This is a genomic window from Paenibacillus phoenicis (assembly GCF_034718895.1).
GTDB classification, from domain to species: Bacteria; Bacillota; Bacilli; order Paenibacillales; family Paenibacillaceae; genus Fontibacillus; species Fontibacillus phoenicis.
The window spans coordinates 500,411-517,394 of the sequence record NZ_JAYERP010000001.1; the positions used below are offsets into that span (position 1 = coordinate 500,411).

A 16,984-nucleotide genomic window follows, 5' to 3' on the forward strand; every position below is an offset into this window, starting at 1 on the left:
GTGCCAAAGGAGTTGTCATTGCAGGCATTCCCGGAAAAAATTTAAAAACATGGAACTGTAGCAGGAATCCCAAAAAAAATAGCGAAATATAATAGATTAGGTATTTGGTTCTATTCTTACATAACTATTTTTCAGGAGAGGTGTACAATTTTATGAAACCTGCTGGTGTGGTCCGTAAAGTGGATCAACTCGGGAGAATCGTGTTGCCTAAGTCACTTCGCAAGAGATATCAAATGAACGAGGGAGATCCCGTCGAGATTTTGGTTCAAGGGGATCACATCATTTTGGAGCGTTACCGGCCGAAATGTGTATTCTGCGGATCGATGGAAAGCGTAAGCGACTTCAAAGAGCGGTCCATTTGCAATCAATGCCTGGTCGAAATGAGCCAACTGTCCTAGTCTCCATCCAGGACATTTGATGCGTTTAACGGCCTCAGAGCATAAGCCTAAATAAGCTTCCCGTGCGGGAAGCTTATTTATTTTGTCGAATTTGCTCATACGGGGTCGGTCTCCACAGAGGGGGCGGAGGATGGTGGAATTTTGATCCTAACGGACCGTAGCGACCTTATTTGACGATTTCCCGGTTATTTCCCAATATAACGGACTCCAATGACCTTATTGGCCTTTTAGAGCAGAGATGATGCGTATTTTCTTCAAAATAAGGCCTTCTCAGTCCGTTGCTATGAACGTTTTTGTCAAGCCCTCGGTTTTAAATCTGCCTGAGCACGTGGCGCGAGAGCAAAAATGCGAGCGACGGTCGGCACGCTGCTATCCGTGGGTTGGTTACCACATGTTATGCCTTCGTCAGGGAGAGCCCTTGCAAGCTAGAAACGCACGTTCAGTTTCTTTCAAAACCTAGTGCAAACGGACTACGCAAATTCTCTCCTGAACCTTCGTTTGCTCCCGGGCCTCGTGCTCCGGCGTGAGCTTGTCAAGCGTCTTCCTTGACAAGCGGTGGGGTACAATTCAACACTTTTCCAAATCCTCATCGAAGATGAGGAACGCCACACGGCGAGTGTGGGGGTGCAGGGGGCAACGTCCCCTGCGTCCTTCATCGTCCAAAGGCGTTAGGAGGCTGCTGGCTGCTCCACGGTTCGAGCAACCGCCCATATGAACCCAATCAATTCCCGGGCCACCGCACCGACGGCCACATTCTTGTGCTTGTTCTTTCCAAACACAAGATGACGGTATTTGTAATGCAATCTTTCTTGCGCCTTCCAGGATAACAGCTGTACGTCGGCGGGCATACCATCTAATCGCTTAGCGAGATCCCCTTTTACGGCAGGACGGTGACGGTAACTCCAAGCGGACTCCACCAAAGTCCGTCGTAAGCGGCCATTTCCGGCTTTGGTCATGCTGCCGCGTCGAGTACTTAGGCCCGTGGAATACTCACGAGGGACCAGTCCCAAGTACGCCATCAGTTGCGCAGGGGAGCGAAAACGCGCAAAGGTTCCGATTTCAGCCGCAAGGGTAATGGCTGTAAGCAATCCAATCCCCCGTAGGGACTGAAGAGCTTGGATCAGAGAAGCCTTAGAACCGGTCGCAGCTTGCTGGACCAGTGCTTTTTCTAGGCGCCCCATGCGTTGCTCGATCTCATCCAAAGTATGAAGCATTTCGCTGAATGCCACGTGCATGGACTCATACGGGAACGTAAGCTGCCCTAACCAGACGCGATACTTCTTGGTCCAGCGACGCTTTATGGTGGCGGGTGGTTCAATCTGGTGACGAAGCAGGAATTTCAAGATCCGCTGACGAGCCCGGTGGGCATCTTCCTTGGCAGCTTCACGGGCGCGAACCAATTCCCGTAGAGCCTCATCTTCCCGTTCGGGGACGTAAACGGGAGTGAGCTCTCCTGCACGATACAAACGCGCGAGTTGCTCGGCATCCCGTCGATCTGTTTTCACTTGGTCGCCGGGGCGTTTGGGAATGAGCGATGGAGCAATGACGACACAGTGGGCCCCCATGGAGGTGATCCAGCGATAGGTTTCGTAACCTGTGGGTCCTGCCTCGTAGCAAAACGATAGCGTTTCGGCCGCTCCCAGCTCTTTGATAAGCTTGCGTAACGCTGCCGGTGTGTGGGGAATGGTTCCGTAATAGCGTGGAGCTTCCCCGCTCACATCTGCAATCGCAACCGAAATTTTTTCTTTGGATACATCTAAACCGACGAATTTTGTGGTAGACTGCATAGTATCAGCTCTCCTTTGCTATGTAGCTCTGAAATGGTTTGGGTTACACTTTCCATTTTAACCTACGAGATGTAGCAATTTGGAGGGCTGTCTTTGTTTTACGTTCATCTTAGCTAGAATTCGGTAAGTCCACCGATGGGAGCAATAACGTCTCTGATGTCCGTTAGCTGGGGGAGAGTGGGCGTTGCTTGAGACGATTCGAAAACAACGGAAGGCCCGGCTGAATTCAAGATTCGACGCCGAGCCTTCTTCTTTTGAATGACTTCGTGATGGGAAGCCGCCTTTTTGAGTTACCGGTTCAATTGAGAGTCAAAAGAGCGGGTTTTCAGCACCGAGAAGGTTGGATGAAGCTTAGGGACTGAGTAGCGGAGCGTAGCAAAGTGCTACGAGAGCAACGGAAGGCCCGGCTGAATTCAAGATTCGACGCCGAGCCTTCTTCTTTTGAATAACTTCGTAATGGGAAGCCGCCTTTTTGAGTTACCTCTTAAAGGCCTTTGGTTTTATCGTCGTTATAGGATGCAGTCAAAATCCCGCACAAAAACATCGCCATAACGAGTGCAATAATCCAGAATGTTAAAGAGAATGACAAGCCGAACACCTCCACGTTGTACTCCTTCCCCTATTATACCCGGCTATCGTCCAAAAATAAATCAAAATGTGATGGATTTCATAGACGAGTTGTTATCGGAGGAAGACGGTTGGTAGCGACTCATTTAAAAAACAAGAAATGCGTTGGCACAGGACGAAGTGTACCGTCGGACGGGTGGTTGATCACCCGGCCATTGACAACCAGGGAGGAGGAGCCTCCGCCGTCCAGGTTGTAGGCGTCCTGTACGCCCAGGTTTGCCAGCTTGTTTTGCAGTTCTTCCAGCGTTGCGCCGGAACGGCCCTTTTCGTTATCGCCGTCGACGACCAGCACCAGCAGCTGATCATCCTTGTAATTTCCGATCACCGTACGCGGCGCTCGCAGCGGGGATGTCTTCCATTTGTCCGGGATCGGGAGCTTGACTCCATTTTGCAGCAGAATCGGGACAAAAGATGCGCCGAACTTCGGTTTCAGCTTGTCCAGGCTCTCTTTGTTTTGAAATTTGCCGCCGATCAGTTGCCCCGATTGATTAAGTCCAACGAAAAATAAATCCTTATAGGAAGGCTCAAAGCCGTTCACATATTGCCCATTGAGGATCGTGGTGCTCAAGGGGTAACGTTGCCCGCGAGAATCGGCAAATCCTCCGGCGTTAATGCCGGCAACCGCGCCGTAGCGTTGCACCGCTTGCATAGTCGTTTCCGCTCCGCCCAGCCGATCTTTGCCCAGCGTCATTTTCATGGCATCCGGCGACTTGAGTCGAATCTTCATCGCATACCCGCGGTACGTGCCGGGGTTCACTTTGTAGAGCTCGATGCGAATCCGGTCGCTTTGAATCGTCTCAAAAGGTACGCCTAACTTGGATGTGATCCGCCGATCGTAGATGGATTCGGGTTTGGCGGAAGCGGTTCTGGCATTTTTGACGATGTCGCTCATGGTTTGGGTGGTCTTCTGGTAGAGCTCGGCCGTCTTTCGGATGGAGGAAATGGTCGTCTTGGCGTCTTTCTCCGCTTTGGTTAAGCCTTCCGAGATGGAGGCGGTGGTTTGGAAGACGTCCGCTTCGGGCGTGATGGGGTGCGGTGACCGGTTCCAATCAATCGCGGCCCCGCTGATGAAGAGAGCGATCAGCAATCCAATCAAGGGTCCAGTAGCCAGCAGGAAAAAACGGTTGATTTGTTTAACTGGCGTGATCATTTCAGCAGATCCATCTTTTTCTGAAGCGCGGCCAACTGCTCCTTGACCTCGCTTAATTGCGAAAACAATTTGTTACTGTTATCCGTTTTTTCGCTGGTGTTGTCCTTGGTGAATTCGAGCAATTCGTTGAACGTTTGCACTTTGTTTTGCAATTCCTGGACTTCGTCGGACAAAGCGGTGAGCTGGGCTGTATAATCGGCTTTCATCTGCTCGGCTTCGCTTTGCCATTTGGCGTCCAGCTGGTCAATCATCGACTGCTTCAAATGGTTGCTATACATATAGGCCGCAGTGACGCCGGCACCGATCAGCAGAATCCAAATCAGTATAATCAGGGCTACGGAAGGCCGCCGTGTTCTCCTGCTGCGACTTGGTTCGGTGACGGTTGCAGGTTCCGTAGAGTAAGGCATGGGAAATCACCTCTAAACATATTTTCATGCGCTTTTCGTGCAGCTTTCATTCTATCATGTCGACACGAGGTTCGCAAAAATGATAGATTTGGCAATCCTTCGTCAAAATCAAGCACGATGCAGGGGTTGGCTCCTGTTGTCTGGAAAATTTGTCCTGCAGTACAATTGCAGATACAAGCGAATGGGAAGCGGGGTGTTCTTGTGGACACGGGCTTGGAAATGCTAAAACGCCGGCTGCCGCCGGTCTTCGCCCGGGAAATCGAAGACGGGGTGCGGGGAGGCCGCCTCATTTCACTGGCTGGGCTGCAAGGGAACGGGGGCGGCGTGCGGCTGGAATGGGAATCCGCTGCGGACGGCCAAGGACAAGGCGGATCGAAGGCAGGGCGCCGCGGTGCTGGCGCCTTGCTGGAATGGCTGGCTGAGGCCTATGAAGAGGCCGAAGGCATCCGCACGGACCCGCAGCAATGGTTGCTGGCCGAAAGCGCCGACGGGGCGCTTGATCTGTTGCTGCGGGTGCTGGTGCCGGGCGGCGGCACGGTGCTCGTCGAGACGCCGGCCGCGCCGGAGGCGCTGGAGCTGATGCGCCGCCGCGGAATCCGGGCGGTCCCGGTGGCCTGTGACCGGGACGGCATGCTGCCGGACGATCTGCGGCGGAAATGCGAGCCGACCGGGGGGAGGCCAGCTTTCGTGTACGTGACGCCGCATTATGCCAACCCGTCCGGCCGGGTGTGGAGCCGGCAGCGCAAGCTGGCGCTGCTGGAGATCAGCGAGCGGTTGGGGTTGCCGATCGTCGAGGATGATACGGCGTGTTTGGTGCCGCTCGCGGAGGGGGCTTTTGCCTCAGGAAGGGCAGACGGGATGAAGCGGATGGGGGGTTCTGCTGCAGAGGCAAGTCCGAAACCCGAAGGCGGCGAGCGGGGAAGCCAGAAGCAGGAGTATATCCAAGTAGTGGAGACGACCAAACGCGAGGATAAGGCTGGGTCTAAGGTGGAATCCATCCTAGAGGATAATGCATCAAAGCGTCAGCAAAAGAAGGAAGCAGTGATCGGTGCGGCGAGTGAGAGAAGAAGCACAGAGGACAGAGAGGCCAAGCAGGAGCGCAGCAGCCAGGCGGACGATGTGGGCAATTGGAATGAAGCCGGGAACAAGGATGAGATGGTGAATAGGAGTGAGAAGGACAACAAGAGCAGAGGCAAACGTGGGGAACCGGACGTGGACCCGAGGACTGAACCGAGTGGAGTGAAAGCAGAAGGAGATGATGGCAAGAGCGAGGCAGTCAGCCTGTTCGAGGGTGAAGAAGCCCAGGAAAAGAACCGGGCTGAGTACTTGGCCGACGGTGCTGGGGCCGGCGCGGACACCACCACATCGCTATATGTGCTGCGCCAGCAAGCGGGACTGTGGGGAGCCGAGATTCTCAGCCTCGGCTCCCTGGAGCGGACGCTGACGCCGCAGCTGCCGCTGGCCTGGCTGCGCGGCGAAGCGAAAACGATGGAACGGCTGCGCCATGTTCCATCGCCTGGCAGCTCCAGCGCCGCGGGTGCGGCCGTGGCCGAGCGAGCCCGGCGGCTTCACGCCTGGCTCGCCCAGCCGCCGGGGCGCGGGCGCGCCGCCGCCGCCGAAGCTGCGGCGGCGTATGCCGCGCGGCGCGCGCTCGCGCTGGAGCTGCTGCAGGCGCCCGCTTGGCGCGGCGCCTGCGTGGAAGACCCCGGCGGCGGGCTGTTCCTCTGGTTGCGCCTGCCCGCCGGGGTCTCCAGCGAAGCGCTGCTGCGCGCTTCGCTGCTGGAGGGCACAGCGTTCCTGCCGGGGACGCTGTGCTATGCCAAAGAGCCGGATGATCGCTTCATCCGGCTCACTGTCGCCGCGCATGAACCTGCGCGGCTGCGCGAAGGGCTGGCGCGTCTCACCGCCGCCCTCGCCGAATTCACGGCGCGCTCTGCGGACTAAACCAGAACCAGACCACCCCAATCCTACCAAAGGAGAAGTAACCATGGAGACGTTGTGGGCAATCGGTAAATTCGTTCTTTTTATTGCCGGTATCGGGCTCGCCATCTATGTGTATCTGTTGTTCGTGAGAGGGCTTAGCCAAATCCCGGACCCGAAAGAGCCAAGCGATAAGGATTAGAGTGAAACGGGCAGATTCGAGACTGAAAATGACTGCCATCCCAGAGCCAGCGCAAAATAAATAAGCTCAGGAACATGTCCTGAGCTTATTTAAGGTCCCTCCACTAGGGAAGGTGCCTACTCCTGTTTCTTTTCTGCGGTCGCCGCCGTCCGCCGCCACCCGTCCACGACGTGGGCGTACTGGCGCAGCCCTTCCGCGCCGGCCGGCGTCAGCGCGTAGCGCCCGCGGACGACGCGGCGGAACCAGCCGTAGTAGTCGCGCTGTAGGATCGCGGCGGCGCTGCCAACGCCGCTGCGGTCGCGCGCGTCCTTGGGCGACATCTCGCCGCCGCCCTCCTCGATGGCGAGCGCCACGCGCAGCGCCCGTTCGCGGTAGGCCGTCACCAGCTTGGTGCCGGTGCTGCCGCCGACGTTGTAGTCGCCGCTGCGTTCGTGGAACTCGTGCAGCAGCTTATCCACTCGGCGTTTAACCACCTTCGGCCCCGGCATGTATAAGGCTCCGTCCCCCGGCTCGCATAGGACTTCCACGAAGGCGGGTTTCGTTTTATACCGGGTTACCGTGATCAACCCCAGTCCCAGCCGGCGGCAAAGCATCGTAATTTCGCTCCACCGCTGGTTGTGCGCCCCTTTTTTGGCGCGGTTCCGCTCCACGGCCAGATACACCTCGGGGCTCAGGCGCTGGCGCTCCAACCCCTGCAGCAGCAGAGGAAGATTAAACGTCTTTTTGATTTCCACAATCAGCGGCTCGTTGCGGTCAGGCCGAACGCCAACCAAGTCGCAATGCCGCACTTCCCCTTTAATGACATACCCTCGCTCCTCAAAAAAAGCCTTCAACGGAGCGTACAATTCCGTCTCATGCTGTACCGCCATGACGATCCCCTTTTCCTCATCGTTCCCATGATCCTGTTCAAGATTATATCACAAAGCCGAATTCCTACTTTTTCCATCTGAATATTTTCATCGGAAAAACGGTCAACTTCTCCCTCACCGGCGCATAGGTATGTAATACACTTTTTTATCGTGGATGCTCCATAATCTGGTCACGTCAGTTCTAAAGATGGGGACGCGGGAGAACCCCTAAAGCGGGAGTACAGGAGGTACCTAACATGGACATTTTTGAGCGAATAGCGGCTTATCGGGCGGAAAGCGACTCCTTGTCGTGGAGCGGCACATTTAAAGATTATGTTGAACTGTTGGCCAAAGACCCTTCGCCGGCGATGACCGCCCATGCCCGGGTCTATGAAATGATTAAATCCTATGGCATCGAAGAGGAAGACGGCCGGAAAAGGTATAAATTTTTTGAGCAGGAAATCTTCGGGCTCGATCGGGCCATCGAAAAGCTGGTCGAGGAGTATTTTCACTCCGCCGCCCGCCGGCTCGACGTACGCAAGCGGATTTTGCTGCTGATGGGGCCGGTCAGCGGGGGCAAGTCCACCATTGTGACGCTGTTGAAGCGTGGGCTAGAGAAGTTTTCCCGGACCGATAAAGGGGCGGTGTACGCCATCGCCGGGTGCCCGATGCATGAGGACCCGCTTCACCTCGTTCCGCATGAGCTCCGGCCGGAGGTGGAGAAAACGCTGAACGTCCGAATTGAGGGCAATTTATGCCCCGTTTGCCAGATGAGGCTGAGGACGGAATACGGCGGCGACATCGAGAATGTCAGGGTCGAGCGGGTACTCTTGTCCGAAGAGGAACGGGTTGGCATCGGCACGTTTAGCCCGTCGGATCCGAAATCCCAGGATATCGCCGATTTGACCGGCAGCATCGATTTTTCCACAATCACCGAATATGGTTCAGAATCCGATCCGCGGGCCTACCGCTTTGACGGCGAGTTGAACAAGGCCAACCGCGGCCTGATGGAGTTCCAGGAAATGCTGAAATGCGATGAGAAGTTTCTATGGAATCTTTTGTCGTTGACCCAGGAAGGGAATTTCAAGGCGGGGCGGTTTGCGCTGATCTCGGCGGATGAGCTGATTATCGCGCACACCAACGAAGCGGAGTACAAAGCGTTTATTGCCAACAAGAAAAATGAAGCACTGCAGTCGCGGATGATCGTCATGCCGATCCCCTATAATCTCAAGGTGTCACAGGAGGAGAAAATTTACGCCAAGCTGATCGGCCAAAGCGATATGAATCACGTTCATATTGCTCCGCATGCCCTGCGGTCCGCAGCGATTTTCTCCATCTTGACCCGGTTAAAGGAGACGAAGAAGCAAGGCGTCGATCTGGTGAAAAAAATGCGCCTCTACGACGGCGAAGAAGTCGAGGGCTACAAGGACGCCGATTTGAAGGAGCTGCAAAACGAGTACCTGGAAGAAGGCATGTCCGGCGTGGATCCGCGTTATGTCATCAACCGGATTTCCAGCGCGCTGATTAAGCAGGACTTGCATTGCATGGGTGCACTTGATATTTTGCGGGCGATCAAAGATGGTCTTGACCAGCATGCTTCCATCACGAAGGAGGAACGCGAGCGTTACCTGAACTTCATCAGCATTGCCCGTAAGGAATACGACGAGATTGCCAAGAAAGAAGTGCAAAAAGCGTTCGTTTACTCGTTTGAGGAATCGGCGCGCACCTTGTTCGAGAACTATCTCGACAACATCGAGGCGTTCTGCAACTGGACGAAAATCCGCGACCCGCTTACCGACGAGGAGCTGGATCCCGATGAGCGGTTGATGCGTTCGATCGAAGAGCAAATTGGCATCTCGGAAAACGCGAAGAAGGCGTTCCGGGAGGAAATTTTGATCCGCATCTCTGCGTATTCGCGTAAAGGGAAGAAATTTGAATATAATCACCACGACCGGCTGCGGGAAGCGATCCAGAAGAAGCTGTTCGCCGACCTCAAGGACATCGTCAAAATCACAACCTCAACCAAAACGCCGGACGAAAACCAACTGAAACGCATCAACGAGGTCAGCAAGCGGCTGATCGACGAGCACGGCTACTGCCCGGTGTGCGCCAACGAGCTGCTGCGTTATGTCGGCAGTTTGTTGAACCGGTAAAGCGTGGCAGCTGTAAGGTGGGGGGAGATCCCTCCACCTTTTTTGACGTGCTTGGGTGTGCATCACGTCACTCCACGTCCCACCACGTCGTGCTCTCCCATTAACTTATTTGGATTCATGTCCCTCCACGTCGCGTTCCCCCACCAACGAACTGGATTCACCTCCCGCCCGTCGCGCTCCTCCACCCAACTAACTGGATTTTCTACCGTTAATTTCGAGCCGAGAAGGCCATTTGAGTAAATTAACTGGAAAAAGTACCTCTAATTTCGCATCAAACTCGCCAAACCCGCGAAACCGCCAAAATTAACGTTACTTTTTACAGCTAATCTTCTCCCAAGTGCAAAATGAGCAAAATTAACAGTAGTTTTTACAACTAATTCCCGTCCGAGCTCCGAACTCCAAGCGTCGAACCTCCTAACTAACTTATTCCGCCGCCCGAAGGCATTTGGCAAGAGGAGCCGGATTCCCACGCCAAGCTTCACCGCCTACTGGGTATTCGCATACGATAATTTGAATTGAAACGTTGGAGGCGAATAACGAATGAGTGCTCAACCATGGGGTTATTCTCAGCATCGTATCGTTTATCAGGCTGATCCGCAACACGTCCATCATTTGCGGACGGTTCGTGACCGGGTACACGACATCTGCCGGCATCATATCAATCAGCGGGTGCGCATTGAAACGATGGAAGGTCATGTGCATGTTGGTCGAATCGTTGGCTGCCAAGGCGGGTTACTGCATTTGGCTGTTCCGCGGCAAGGGGGGCAGCGTGCCATTGGCGCTCCTTATTGGGGGCTAAGTCCTAGCGATGAGACCATTTTAACGCTGGTTCTCTACGAACTGCTGGTCATCGCTTTGCTGTCCTGATGGATCCGCAAAGTAGAATGCTGCCCTGTGGAGCCCGTAGGTAAGGAAGCTGCACTAAAGAGCTCCGCAGACCAGCACGCTCCCCTGAAGAACCCGCAGGAAAGAATGGCTGCACGAAGGCGAAGTGCTTCGCAGACCAGAACCTGCTCCGTCTGGCTCAACACACCAGCACGCTGCTCCTAAGTGCTCCCCAGAACAGACAAGAGCCGCCAGATCAATTGATCCGTGCGGCTCTTCTTCCAGATTGAAACATCCAAGGAATCAACAACGTTAGTTAGTTAATAGAAGAAACAATAGGGGGCGATACCTTGGCAAAGAGTGATCAACTCATGTTAACCATAGTTGCAATCGCGATTCTAGCGTGCACTTTCTGGACCGGTTATGCGATTGGCCTGCGGCAGAGACCGCCGATGGATCCTTCCGATGTCCAGCAGGCCATTCATTCCAGATGGGTCAAGGCCAAAGCGATTTCTATTTCGCTTTAAAAGTCATGTAACTCAAAGCATCTTCCGAGTATGCTTCTGCCCGTCATAGGAGAAGAGCGCCCGCTTTTCTTCCACCACCGTCTCTAGGTGCACGGGGCGGCCCCACAGCTTGTAAACGTAGGGTAGCGTATGCTCCAGATACTTGAGGTCCAGCTCAATCCCTTCATATTGATGCTTCAGCAACAGCTCACCGGAGCGCAGGTAGTCGCCGTCCTGGACGACGATGTACGGCGAGCCGCCGTTGACGCGGGAGGCGATCAGCTGGTCGCGGACATTTTCCCACGATTTGTCGGTGATTTTCCACTCTGGACCTTGCTTCTCGAAAATGTACAAGTCCAGATCGCGGACGAGATCCTTGGTCAAATAGCTGCGAAGGAAGGAAATGTCCGAATCGAGCTCGCGCACTTCGAAGATTTTCTCCCGGCCTTTTCCGGGCTCACGGCCAAAGCGGCGGCGCTCCTCTTCGGTCGGGTTATCCCAGCGGCGCTCGATGTCCTCGAAAATCTTGAGCCCGAGGTAATACGGGTTCAGGCTTTGCCGCGACGGCTGAACGACCAAGGCGTTCAGCTTGGCGAATTCGACCGTTTCGTCACTGGTCAGGTCGAGCTCGCGGATGATGCGCTGATGCCAATACGAAGCCCACCCCTCGTTCATGATTTTCGTCTCCATCTGCGGCCAGAAATACAGCATCTCCTCCCGCAGCATGCTCATAATATCCCGTTGCCAATCTTCCAGCACTTCCGAATATTCCTGGATAAACCAAACGATATCCTTCTCCGGTTCGGGCGGGAAGTGGACGGTGACCTCTTTGGCTTCCTCGGTGCGTCCGCCCGGATGTTCATCCAGCGTCCAAAGATCGTCGTAAGTCCCTGTCTTCACCGGCCCTTGCCGCCCCTCCTTCGCCCGCCGAAGCTTCTCTTCCATTTGCCGCCGTTTGTCATAGCGCATCGGCTTGATTAACTGCGGATCGACGTGCTCTTGGATCGCCAGCACAGCGTCGATGAAGCTCTCTACTGTTTCCGCACCGTAGGCCAATTCGTAACGTCTAATCCGCTCGGCGGTGGCGGCCATGCTCTCCACCATATCCCGGTTGGTGGCGGAGAACCGCACGTTATTTTTAAAGAAATCGCAGTGGGCGAGCACGTGAGCGACGATCAGCTTGTTCTGGATCAGCGAATTGCCTTCCAGTAAAAAGGCGTAACACGGGTTCGAGTTAATGACGAGCTCGTAGATTTTGCTTAACCCGAAATCGTACTGCATCTTCATCTTGTTAAACATTTTGCCGAAGCTCCAATGCGAAAACCGGGTTGGCATTCCGTAAGCGCCAAACGTATATATGATATCGGCGGGGCAAATTTCATAGCGCATCGGATAATAATCAAGTCCAAACGAGTCGGCGATTTCCATAATTTCCGCGATGGCGTATTCGAGCTGTTCTAATTCGCTGCTCAACTGGCCGCACCCCCTTCGCGCTTGTGGAAGAACCGTTTTAACGCGTTATAAACCTCGCCTTTTTCCTTAATGACGTAATACATGAATTTCTCCTGCTTGATCGTCCGGTAGGCGGACATCAAGGTGCTGCCGCGATTGTACTGGTTGACTTCCCCGTAGCCAAACATGTTGCTGCGCTTCATCAGCTCGCCAATCAGCTTGACGCAGCGCTCATTATCGGAGGTCAGGTTGTCGCCGTCGGAGAAGTGGAACGGATATATGTTGTAGCTGGACGGCGGGTAACGGGTGTCGATGATCTCCAGCGCTTTTTGATATACCGAAGAGCAGATGGTGCCGCCGCTTTCCCCGCGGGTGAAAAATTCTTCCTCACTGACCTCCTTGGCCTCGGTATGATGCGCAAGAAACACAATCTCGACCTTCTCGTACTGCCGCCGCAGGAACCGGGTCATCCAGAAGAAGAAGCTGCGCGCGCAGTATTTCTCGAACGCCCCCATCGAACCTGATGTGTCCATCATCGCCAGAATGACCGCGTTGGAGTGGGGGACAACGACCTCCTCCCACGTTTTGTAGCGGAGATCGTCTGGAGAAATGCCGTGAATGCCGGGGGTCCCGGCGGTGGCGTTACGGCGCAGGTTTTCCAAGATGGTGCGTTTCTTGTCGATGTTGGACATGAGGCCTTTTTTGCGGATATCGTTAAAACGGATGGATTCGGTTTCCATTTCTGTCTTGTCTTTATCCTGGATATAAGGCAGTTCCATCTCTGCGAACAACATATCCTCCAGCTCTTCGATGCTAATCTCCGCTTCCACGTAATCGTAGCCCGGCTGATCGCCGGCCTTGCCGCCTTTCCCGCCTTTTCCGCTGTCCTTCGGACTGTCCTGGCCTAGCACGTCTCCCACCTCGCTGCTCCCGTCGCCTTGGCCGACATGCTTATGTTTCTGGTAGTTATGAATGAAGCGGTACTCTTCCAAATTGCGGAGGGGGACCTTAATGATCTGTTTGCCGTCTGACATGATGATATTTTCTTCGGTGATGAGATCTGGCAGATTTTGCTTAATAACCTCTCTCACTTTCTCCTGATGACGTTGTTGATCCTGATACCCTTTCCGGTGCAGCGACCAGTCCTCTTTGGAGACGACAAAGTGATATCGATCAGGCGTTGGCATAGATGAACACCTCCATATCGGGATTTCCCGGAACGCTATATTTGTGGATGTAAATAAAGTATATTCACGGAGAGGGGCGATATGTGAGGGAGCTTGCGCCGGTTTGGAAACAATAAGGCTGGAAAAAGGCGGAGATTCCCGTTAAGCTAATAACAGTTAGATTAGGTTAGGTTTGCGAAGGGGGTCACGAATTGGTGCCGATGAATCAGGTTTGGCTGGAGCTATATGAAGCCGCGGATCAATTTAAGAAGCTGAAGCCATGGGAATGGCTTTCGAACGTTCATTTGTTTGGGGTTCGCAGTCCATGGGATCACCGTATCGGATATTGCTGCGTGATGGGGAGCGGCAAGGAAGTGTTTGGTATGGCCGTTTATTTGGGAACGGAGGGCCTGCAGACGGTGCTTGACATGTTAAATGGGGAATTCATAGGCGATCCGCTGTTTGCGCAGCATTGTTATATGCTGTCCTTTGGCAGCCGGGACGAGCTGTACCCGGAGGAATATGAACGGGTGAAGGAGTTAGGTTTATCCTTTCGCGGCAAAACTGCCTGGCCGTCCTTCCGTCTCTACGAGCCGGGTTACGTGCCTTGGCCGATAACGGACCGGGACGATATTGTCTTCTTGACGGAGATCCTCAGACAAGCGATGGAAGTGAGTCTTTCCTATCGGGAGGATCCCGATGCTCTATTGGAAGGCAATGGGGAACGTTTTCTCGTGCGGATTCCCGTTACCGGGGAGGGTGCGGGTACGACCGAATGGATCAGCGAATGGCTCAAGCCGGACCAGGCGGATCGGCCGCTGGAGCCAGCCGGACGAGCGGTCATGGTGGACGAGCTGCGCATGGTCAAAGCAAGGCGTGCAGTCAGCGCTGATGCGGGGGTCTGGGAGGTAGACAGCTTTTTTATCCCCATGCCCATTGAAGACGAGGAACGTCCGTTTTATCCGACGATGAACGTGATTGCGGATCAAGAGACCGGGCAGATCCTGCATTACGGGTTGACCAAACAGGCGGAAGCGTCCGAGAACCTTGCGGATGGTCTGCTGGGGTTGATCGAGACGTATAGAGTGATGCCGATGCGGCTTGTGGCCCGTACTTCCAGAGTGCTGGACGAGCTGGCATCGGTGATCGCAGGGTTTGGACTTGTCTGCAGTGTAGAACCGCAGCTGCCGGCGATTGAGGAGTTCCAGCAATCGGTAGGAGGCAAGCTATTATAACTAGATAAGTGCAGGATGATAGCCGGGGTTTCCAGCGTAGTTGCTGGGAGTCCCGGTTTTTTTAAGATATCAGAAAGTATACACTTCGGGGCATTAGCATCCTGATATCGCAAGAAAAACTTCCGCTAAACGCGGTCTGTCTACTTTGAATGTACGTCGATAGACGTTTTTCTTATGCCCCAAGGTCGGAATAAATTGGAAATGCACAGTGAACCCTAATAAAAATCAACCCCAAAAGGAGAAGTAGGCATGAGATCGGGATCCTCTTTAAGAAACGTGGACAGCCATGCATTAATTCATGAAGCGGTGCTGGAGGAGGCCAAGGAACTAACGGAGCTGCTCGCACGCTGCCTGAGTAGGGGGAACAGGAGAAGGCGCTGGAGCTCAAACGCAGCTGAAGGACATGATTGTTGCCTTGACCCGGGACCTTCAGCTGCTGCGGGAGCTGCTGTCGGGCACACGCAAAAAGGGAAGGCCAGAAGGACTGAATCCCTCTGGCCATCCCTTTTTTAATATTCCGCTAGGCGAGCTTCTTCGTGTATAAAATGCCGATCGTTTTGGCGCCGCAGTGGCTGGAGATGACGCAGCCGGCGTTGGACACCGCAACCTGGCGGGCGTTCGTTTTGGCCTCTAACGCTTCCTTCAGCACCTTCGCGTCCTCATCTGCCAAAGAGTGCGTCACGAAGATAAGATCTTTATCCATCTCGGATAGATGGCTAAGCGCATTGTTTAACAGCTGATCCAGCGCTTTTTCCCGGCTGCCGCGGATTTTGTAAGCCGGAGTCATTTTTCCGTTCTCGACCTTGATGACGGGCCGGATTTTCAGCAGGCTGCCAACGATGTTCTGCATACCGGAGCAGCGGCCGCCCTTATACAGATAATCCAGCGAATCGATGACAAATTCGGTCTCGACCTGCGGACGAACGGCCGTCAGCAGGGCAACGATTTCCTCAACGCTCTTGCCTTCTGCAGCGGCGTTAACGGCTTTCATCACCTGCAGACCGATGCCGGTCGATAAATTCAGGGAATCGAACACCGTCACCATCCCTTCGGCAAATTCGTCTGCGGCAATCAGCGCATTCTGATAAGTTGAGGACAGCTCTGAGGACAAGCTGATATAGAGAATTCTCCGACCTTCCTCAATATGGGGACGAAACGCTTCGATAAAATCCGCCGGTGACGGTGCCGCCGTCTTAGGCAGCTTGCCCGTCTCATCGACTTTCCGGTAGAGCTCGGGCACCGTCAGATCGATCCCGTCCTTGTAGGTTTGTTCCGAAAACGTAACATACAGAGGCACAATGCCGATGTCGTACTGCGCAATCCATTCAGCGGGGAGATCACAAGTGCTGTCAGCAAAAATTTTAATGGAACCCATATAAATCCTCCTAAACGTCATGGTTATCTATGGGACTTATGAAGCCGCCGATTTTCTTGTATACATAATCGCGACGGTATGGGGGCCGCAGTGGCTCGAAATCACGCAGCCGGCTTCCGCAACGGCGACTTCTCGTACACCGGTCTGCTCCCGCAAAATCACGGCCAACCGATGCGCCTCCTCCTCCGCGAGCGTATGCGCGACCAGGATCAGATCCTCGTCCATGTGATCCTTGTCGGCCAGGGCATGATCAAGCATGAGCTGCACGGCTTTCTCCTTGCGGCCCCGTACTTTGTAAGCCGGGATGATGTTCCCGTCCACCAGCTTCAGTACCGGCCGAATTTGCAGCAGGCTGCCGATAAAATTTTGCATGCCGGAGCAGCGACCGCCTTTGTACAAATATTCCAGCGTATCAATGACAAACTGCGTCACCACTTGGGGGCGTAAGGCGGCAACTTGTCCAGCGATTTCTGCGGCTCCCCATCCTTTCTCGGCTAGGCGCACGGCCTTCATGACGAGCATTCCGATTCCGCTGCACAGGGTCAAGGAATCCACAATGTGAATCCGGCCCTCGGGAAATTCCGCTGCTGCGATTAGCGCGTTCTGATAGGTGGACGACAGCTTGGACGACAAGCTGATATACACGATGTCCATTCCTTGATCGATGTAAGGGCCAAAGGCGCTCATAAAATCTTTCGGGGACGGTGCTGTTGTCTTGGGCAATTGTCCCTCGGCCTCCACTCGGCGATAGATATCGAGCGGGGTAATGTCGATGCCGTCCCGGAACGTTTCATTGCCGAATACGACGTAAAGTGGAACCAGGCCGATGTCATACCGTTCGATCCAACCGGCTGGCAGATCCGAGGTACTATCCGCAAAAATTTTCACTTTAGACATAAGCAGTCTCCTTGGGTAGTTGATGCAAATCACATG

15 protein-coding genes are annotated in these 16,984 nt (G+C 54.3%); 7 read left to right on the plus strand and 8 right to left on the minus strand.

Features of this window, described 5'->3' with window-relative positions; genetic code table 11:
* Nucleotides 1–152 precede the first annotated feature (152 nt).
* Nucleotides 153–398 carry an AbrB/MazE/SpoVT family DNA-binding domain-containing protein gene (locus U9M73_RS02265; RefSeq protein WP_009227013.1) on the plus strand — a complete coding sequence of 82 codons (246 nt, stop codon included), beginning with the start codon at nucleotides 153–155 and terminating at the stop codon, nucleotides 396–398.
* Nucleotides 399–1,066: 668 nt separating this feature from the next.
* Here the strand turns inward: U9M73_RS02265 and U9M73_RS02270 are convergent.
* The 3 genes from U9M73_RS02270 to U9M73_RS02280 all read right to left on the minus strand — a co-directional run bounded on the left by U9M73_RS02270 (nucleotide 1,067) and on the right by U9M73_RS02280 (nucleotide 4,369).
* Nucleotides 1,067–2,185 carry an IS110 family RNA-guided transposase gene (locus U9M73_RS02270; RefSeq protein ID WP_323076132.1) on the minus strand — a complete coding sequence of 373 codons (1,119 nt, stop codon included), beginning with the start codon at nucleotides 2,183–2,185 and terminating at the stop codon, nucleotides 1,067–1,069.
* A 709-nt stretch (nucleotides 2,186–2,894) separates the two neighbouring features.
* The gene (locus U9M73_RS02275) at nucleotides 2,895–3,962 is read right to left on the minus strand and encodes a phosphodiester glycosidase family protein (RefSeq protein ID WP_009227012.1); all 1,068 of its coding nucleotides are present in this window, start codon (nucleotides 3,960–3,962) and stop codon (nucleotides 2,895–2,897) included.
* Entirely contained in the window at nucleotides 3,959–4,369 is a 411-nt protein-coding gene (locus U9M73_RS02280; RefSeq protein WP_009227011.1) for a hypothetical protein, read from the minus strand. The genes U9M73_RS02275 and U9M73_RS02280 overlap by 4 nt, the downstream gene beginning before the upstream one ends.
* A 201-nt stretch (nucleotides 4,370–4,570) precedes the next feature.
* Here U9M73_RS02280 and U9M73_RS02285 point away from each other — a divergent pair, with 201 nt between their 5' ends.
* Nucleotides 4,571–6,313: an aminotransferase class I/II-fold pyridoxal phosphate-dependent enzyme gene (locus tag U9M73_RS02285; protein ID WP_323076133.1), complete on the plus strand. Its 1,743-nt coding sequence runs from the start codon at nucleotides 4,571–4,573 to the stop codon at nucleotides 6,311–6,313.
* A 43-nt stretch (nucleotides 6,314–6,356) separates the two neighbouring features.
* Entirely contained in the window at nucleotides 6,357–6,491 is a 135-nt protein-coding gene (locus tag U9M73_RS02290; protein ID WP_009227173.1) for a hypothetical protein, read from the plus strand.
* Between the two features lie 116 nt (nucleotides 6,492–6,607).
* Here U9M73_RS02290 and U9M73_RS02295 read toward each other — a convergent pair whose 3' ends face one another.
* A complete protein-coding gene (locus U9M73_RS02295; RefSeq protein WP_323076135.1) occupies nucleotides 6,608–7,360 on the minus strand; it encodes a DUF2161 family putative PD-(D/E)XK-type phosphodiesterase in 753 nt (250 codons plus the stop codon).
* Nucleotides 7,361–7,596: 236 nt separating this feature from the next.
* Between U9M73_RS02295 and U9M73_RS02300 the strand changes: the two genes are divergently transcribed.
* From U9M73_RS02300 to U9M73_RS02310, 3 genes are all read left to right on the plus strand, one after another.
* On the plus strand, nucleotides 7,597–9,492 hold the full coding sequence (locus tag U9M73_RS02300) for a PrkA family serine protein kinase (protein WP_009227008.1): 1,896 nt from the start codon (nucleotides 7,597–7,599) through the stop codon (nucleotides 9,490–9,492).
* A gap of 540 nt (nucleotides 9,493–10,032) precedes the next feature.
* Nucleotides 10,033–10,359, plus strand: a complete 327-nt coding sequence (locus U9M73_RS02305) for a hypothetical protein (protein WP_323076137.1) — start codon at nucleotides 10,033–10,035, stop codon at nucleotides 10,357–10,359.
* A 329-nt stretch (nucleotides 10,360–10,688) separates the two neighbouring features.
* Nucleotides 10,689–10,844, plus strand: a complete 156-nt coding sequence (locus U9M73_RS02310; RefSeq protein ID WP_323076140.1) for a hypothetical protein — start codon at nucleotides 10,689–10,691, stop codon at nucleotides 10,842–10,844.
* A 12-nt stretch (nucleotides 10,845–10,856) separates the two neighbouring features.
* On the opposite strand, the gene U9M73_RS02315 is transcribed toward U9M73_RS02310, so the two are convergent.
* Nucleotides 10,857–12,296 (minus strand): SpoVR family protein, encoded by a 1,440-nt coding sequence (locus tag U9M73_RS02315; protein ID WP_009227139.1) that lies wholly within the window; start codon nucleotides 12,294–12,296, stop codon nucleotides 10,857–10,859.
* Nucleotides 12,293–13,462, minus strand: coding sequence for a sporulation protein YhbH (yhbH, locus tag U9M73_RS02320; protein WP_260071995.1), 1,170 nt, complete (start codon nucleotides 13,460–13,462; stop codon nucleotides 12,293–12,295). Before yhbH ends, U9M73_RS02315 begins: the two co-directional genes overlap by 4 nt.
* Before the next feature lie 200 nt (nucleotides 13,463–13,662).
* Between yhbH and U9M73_RS02325 the strand changes: the two genes are divergently transcribed.
* Nucleotides 13,663–14,676, plus strand: coding sequence for a DUF7309 domain-containing protein (locus tag U9M73_RS02325; RefSeq protein WP_407673967.1), 1,014 nt, complete (start codon nucleotides 13,663–13,665; stop codon nucleotides 14,674–14,676).
* 520 nt (nucleotides 14,677–15,196) lie between these two features.
* Here the strand turns inward: U9M73_RS02325 and U9M73_RS02330 are convergent.
* Together U9M73_RS02330 and U9M73_RS02335 are read right to left on the minus strand one after the other, a co-directional pair.
* On the minus strand, nucleotides 15,197–16,051 hold the full coding sequence (locus tag U9M73_RS02330; RefSeq protein ID WP_009227079.1) for a DegV family protein: 855 nt from the start codon (nucleotides 16,049–16,051) through the stop codon (nucleotides 15,197–15,199).
* 36 nt (nucleotides 16,052–16,087) lie between these two features.
* A complete protein-coding gene (locus U9M73_RS02335; RefSeq protein ID WP_009227080.1) occupies nucleotides 16,088–16,948 on the minus strand; it encodes a DegV family protein in 861 nt (286 codons plus the stop codon).
* Nucleotides 16,949–16,984: the final 36 nt, after the last annotated feature.